General features: G+C 66.1%; 5 protein-coding genes and 1 pseudogene. 4 read left to right on the top strand and 2 right to left on the bottom strand.

The genetic code is table 11. The features are described from left to right. Window positions 1–290: pseudogene (locus tag BGN95_RS03285) on the top strand (squalene--hopene cyclase); the annotation flags it as partial. Further along, window positions 287–946 carry a phosphorylase family protein gene (locus BGN95_RS03280; RefSeq protein WP_286771603.1) on the top strand — a complete coding sequence of 220 codons (660 nt, stop codon included), beginning with the start codon at window positions 287–289 and terminating at the stop codon, window positions 944–946. The pseudogene BGN95_RS03285 and the gene BGN95_RS03280, both read left to right, overlap by 4 nt. A 3-nt stretch (window positions 947–949) precedes the next feature. On the opposite strand, the gene hpnH is transcribed toward BGN95_RS03280, so the two are convergent. Both hpnH and ispH read right to left on the bottom strand, forming a co-directional pair. Next, the gene (gene hpnH / locus BGN95_RS03275; protein WP_179512202.1) at window positions 950–2,095 is read right to left on the bottom strand and encodes an adenosyl-hopene transferase HpnH; all 1,146 of its coding nucleotides are present in this window, start codon (window positions 2,093–2,095) and stop codon (window positions 950–952) included. Between the two features lie 10 nt (window positions 2,096–2,105). Beyond that, a complete protein-coding gene (ispH, locus tag BGN95_RS03270; RefSeq protein ID WP_179512203.1) occupies window positions 2,106–3,071 on the bottom strand; it encodes a 4-hydroxy-3-methylbut-2-enyl diphosphate reductase in 966 nt (321 codons plus the stop codon). Between the two features lie 170 nt (window positions 3,072–3,241). On the opposite strand from ispH, the gene BGN95_RS03265 reads away from it, so the two are divergent. Both BGN95_RS03265 and BGN95_RS03260 read left to right on the top strand, forming a co-directional pair. Continuing rightward, complete coding sequence (locus tag BGN95_RS03265) at window positions 3,242–3,835, top strand: ABC transporter substrate-binding protein (protein WP_286771602.1); 594 nt, start codon at window positions 3,242–3,244, stop codon at window positions 3,833–3,835. Continuing rightward, window positions 3,832–4,848 carry an MlaA family lipoprotein gene (locus BGN95_RS03260; RefSeq protein ID WP_286771601.1) on the top strand — a complete coding sequence of 339 codons (1,017 nt, stop codon included), beginning with the start codon at window positions 3,832–3,834 and terminating at the stop codon, window positions 4,846–4,848. The genes BGN95_RS03265 and BGN95_RS03260 overlap by 4 nt, the downstream gene beginning before the upstream one ends. Window positions 4,849–4,945: the final 97 nt, after the last annotated feature.

Below are 4,945 nucleotides of genomic sequence, written 5' to 3'. Positions count from 1 at the left end.
CCGGGCATGTTCCCGCCCCGTCCACCGCCTCGCAGACCGCCTGGGCGTTGCTCGGGCTGATGGCCGCGGGCGAGGTGGAGAGCGAGGCGGTGCGGCGCGGCATCGAATGGCTCGCGGCGCATCAGGAAGCCGACGGGCTGTGGGGGCAGGAATATTATACCGGCGGCGGTTTCCCGCGGGTCTTCTACCTGCGCTACCACGGCTATCCGAAATATTTCCCGCTGTGGGCGATGGCGCGTTACCGCAACCTCAAACGATCGAACACCAAGCGCGTCACGGTCGGGATGTGACGCTGATCGTCGCCTGCGGGCTGAAGCGCGAGGCGCGGATCGTTGCCCGCGCCAGCGGCGATGTCGTGACGGTGATCGGCGGCGGCGATGCGATGCGGCTTGAGGCGGCGCTGGAGCGTGCGGCATCCGCCGCTCGCGCTGAGCTTGTCGAAGGATCTGCCGCTATCATCCTGTCGTGCGGCATCGCGGGCGCGCTTGTGCCGTCGCTCGAACCCGGCGAAATAGTGATCGACGGCGATGCGGCTGTGGTCGAGCGACTGGGTCAGGCGCTGCCCCGCGCGCATCGCGGAACGATCGCCGGGAGCGACACGATCGCCGCGACCGTCGCCGAGAAACGGGCGCTCGCCCAGCGCACCGGCGCGCTCGCGGTCGATATGGAGAGCCATGTCGCCGCGCGTGTCGCCGCGCGACATGGGCTGCGCTTCGCTGCGTTGCGGGTGATCTCCGACCGCGCGACCGACGATCTGCCGCCCGCCGCACTGGTCGGAATGCGCCCCGACGGCGGGATGGCGCTCGGTGCGGTGCTGGCGTCGCTGGCACGCAACCCCGCGCAGCTTCCCGCACTGATCCGCACCGGGCGGCAGGCCGACCGCGCGTTCAGCAGTCTGTCACAAGCGTTCGAGGCGATCATCCGCGCCGGGATCGATCGCCTCTAACCGTCACGCCGCGTTCTGGACGCGCTTATACCCCTCGGGGTCGGCGGCCTTGATCCGCTCCAGCTCGCGCTCGACGTGGCTCGAATAGACGTCCTCCGCCGGCCGCGCGTTCGAAAGGTCGACGTCGGGCGCCATCGCCCCCTCGGTCTTCACCCCGTTGCGCCCGAGCTTGAACATCTTGAGCGGGTGGCGGATCGCATCGGTTGCGGCGGTGCCCTCGAAGCCGCAATGCGTCATGCAGTTCGAGCATTTCTCGTACTTGCCGACGCCATACTGCTCCCAGTCGGTGCCTTCCATCAGCTCCTTGAAGGTCGCGACATAGCCCTCGCCGAGCAGGTAGCACGGCTTCTGCCAGCCGAAGATCGTGCGCAACGGCATCGACCAGGGGGTGCATTCATAGGTCTGGTTGCCGGCGAGGAAATCGAGGAACAACGGCGAATTGGTGAAGGTCCACGCCTTGCCGCCGTCGCCGCGCGCGAAAACGTCGCGGAAGAAGCGCTTGGTGCGCTCACGGTTGAAGAAATGCTCCTGATCGGCGGCGCGCTCATAGGCATAGCCGGGCGAGACCGTGATCTCGACGCCCAGCGCCTCCATCTCGTCGAAGAATGCCGCCAGCCGCCCGGCGTCGGCGCCGTCGAACACGGTGCAATTGACCTGGACGCGGAACCCCTTCGACTTGGCGAGCTGGATCGCCTCGATCGCCACCTCATAGGTGCCCTCGCGATCGACCGCATGATCGTGCATCTGCCGGTCGCCATCGAGGTGGATCGACCAGGTGAAGAACGGCGACGGCGAATATTCGTCGATCTTCTTCTTCAAAAGCAAAGCGTTGGTGCAAAGGATCACGAATTTCTTCTTCGCGATATAGCCCTTTACGATCCGCGCCATATCGCGATGCAGCAGCGGCTCGCCGCCGGCGATCGAAACCGCGGGCGCGCCGCATTCGTCGATCGCTTCCATGCATTGCTCATAGGACATGCGCTGATTGAGGATCGCGTCGGGATAATCGATCTTGCCGCAGCCGGGGCACGCCAGGTTGCAGCGGAACAGCGGCTCCAGCATCAGCACCAGCGGATAGCGCCCGCCCTTGATATGCTGCTTCAGCGTGTAGGCGCCGATCCGGGCGACTTGCGCAAGCGGTAAACTCATCCGATCAATCCTATTCCGCGGCCATTGCCCGTCTGAGCTGGGCCGGCAGGGTGAATTCGATATCTTCCTTAACACCGTCCAGCTGCCGCACGGCAACCGGGCGCACCGCGGCGAGCGCGGCGATCACATTCTCCACCAGTTCATCAGGCGCGGATGCCCCGGCGGTGATGCCGACGGTCCCGACGCCGTTCAGCCATAGCGGATCGACGGCACTCCCGTCATCCACCAGATAGCTTGGCACGCCCATCTCGTCGCCGATCTCGCGTAACCGGCTCGAATTGGAGCTGTTGCGCGCGCCGACGACGATCAGGAGATCGCTCTGCCGCGCCAGATCGCGCACCGCGGTCTGCCGGTTCTGCGTCGCATAGCAGATATCGGCGACGTCCGGCCCGACCACATCGTCGAAATGCTGGTGGAGCGCCGCGATCACCCCGCGGGTATCATCGACGCTCAGCGTGGTCTGGGTGACATAAGCGATCGGCGTATCGGTCGCGAGCGGCAGCGCGACGACGTCCTCGGCGGTCGAGACGAGATGGACCGGCGCATCGATCTGCCCCATCGTGCCGATCACCTCGGCGTGGCCGGCGTGGCCGATCAGCACCAGCGTCCGCCCCGCCTTGACGTAGCGGCGCCCCTGCACGTGGACCTTGGTGACCAGAGGACAGGTCGCGTCGAGCACCGGTAGATCGCGCGCGGCGGCGGCCTCCTCGACCGAACGTGCGACTCCGTGCGCGCTGAACACGGTCGGCGCGCCGGCGGGAATCTCATCGAGCTCCTCGACGAAGATCGCGCCCATCGCGCGCAACCGCTCGACCACCCGCCGGTTGTGGACGATTTCGTGCCGCACATAGACCGGCGCGCCATAGAGCTCGAGCGCGCGTTCGACGATATCGATCGCGCGGATCACCCCGGCGCAGAAACCGCGGGGGCTGGCGAGCAACACATTGAGCGGGGATGAAGCAGAATCACCGGTCATCTTACGCTAAACACCATCATTTACCGGCTCCCGTGCGCTGCAGATAGTCGCTCTATCCTCCTTACAAAAGAAAGAAATATGCGAGGCGACGCAAGTCCCTGTCGCGTCGAGGGGTGGACGCCCCTGCATTGAACACGTTACTCTAGCGGCAACCGTTTTCGGAGTGTTCGATGCGTATCCCCTTCGCTGCCGCCTTGCCTTTCGCGCTGATCGCGGCCGTTCCCGCCCAGGCGCAGACCGATCCCGCGCGCACCGCGGTGCAGGGGCTGGACGACGGCCTTCTCGCGATCATGAAGGCGAAAGGAACGGTCAAGAGCCGCGCCGCGTCGATCGCCCCGGTGATCGACCGCGCCTTCGATCTGCCGCTGATGACGCGGCTCGCGGTCGGCCCGGCCTGGACCACCACCGCCCCCGCCGATCAGCAAGCGCTGGTCGCCGCGTTCCGCCGTATGACGATCGCGCAATATGCCACCAATTTCGACGATTGGTCGGGCGAACGCTTCGTCATCGCCGATCGGATCGAGGCGCGCGGCGGCGACAAATTGGTCCGCACCACGCTCGCCGCACCGGGCAAGGCGGATATCGCGATCAGCTATCGCCTGCGTCAGATCGGCGGGGCGTGGAAGATCATCGACGTCTTCTATCGCAATTCGATCAGCCAGGTCGCGACGCGGCGCTCGGATTTCGCGAGCGTGCTCGCCAGGGGCGGCGCGAAGGCGCTGGTCGCGCATCTCGACAGTCTCGCCGCCAAGGGTAGCTTTTGACGGTCCCATTCCTTCTTCCCGTCGCGGTGCTGGTCGCCGCGCCGGTGCAGGCCCAACCGATCGACACCGCGCCCCCGGCGGCGGTCGTCGTTCCGGCACAGGCCGCGCCGCCGGTCGTCGTCGTGCCACCGCCGCCGGCCGCAACGCCGGCGAGCGCAGAGGCGCCGCGCGAGCTGGCCGATCCGCTCGCCGATCCGGCCACGACGACCGCCGCCGCGCCGCCCGCCCCCGCGGCATCGCGCCATTATCCCGGCGACCCGCTCGAAGGCTTCAATCGCGCGATGTTCGGCATCCACCAGGGGCTAGACAAGGCGATCTATCGCCCGGCGGCGATGGGCTACAAACATATCGTGCCCAAGCCGGTGCGGTCGGGGGTGCGCAATTTCTTCAGCAACCTGACCGAGCCGGTCGTTTTCGCCAATTATCTGCTGCAATTGCGCTTCGGAAAAGCGCTGCGTCCGTTCGCGCGCTTTCTGGTCAATTCGACGATCGGGATCGGCGGGCTGTTCGACGTCGCGAAGCGCAAGCCGTTCCATATCCCGCACAAGGACAATTTCTTCGGGGATACGCTGGCCTATTATGGCGTCGGCCCCGGCCCGTATCTGTTCCTGCCGCTGGTCGGCCCGACGACGTTGCGCGACATATTGGGCGGTCCGCTCGACGGCATCGGCTGGCCGCTGGTGATCGGCGAGCCGTTCACCAACTGGCGTTATCAGTTCGGCAGCCTTGCGGTCACCGGGCTTGATCTGCGCGCCGAATCCGATGCCGATCTGCGTGCGCTGTTCAGCGGCGCGGTCGATCCTTATGCGACGCTGCGTTCGGTCTGGCTGCAGAACCGCGCGGCGGAAGTCGCGGCGCTGCATGATCACGGCACGGGAGAAACGCCCGCGACCGAACTCGACGATCCGCTGCACGATCCCGGCGCCGGCACCGCGCCGCCGGCGGCTAAATCCGATAACCCACGGGAATTGCAGGATCCGCTAACCGATCCCGCCTCACCCGTGCCGCATTGATGCCCTGATCACGACGATTGTTTCAGGGATATGACGAATTAAGTAAGGCGCCCCATGACCATTAGCTTCGAAACGCCATTGCTTGACACGATAGCCG

This window comes from Sphingomonas sp. 66-10 (genome assembly GCF_001897045.1).
GTDB lineage: Bacteria > Pseudomonadota > Alphaproteobacteria > Sphingomonadales > Sphingomonadaceae > Sphingomonas > Sphingomonas lycopersici.
This window is presented reverse-complemented; position numbering and strand designations above follow the sequence as displayed.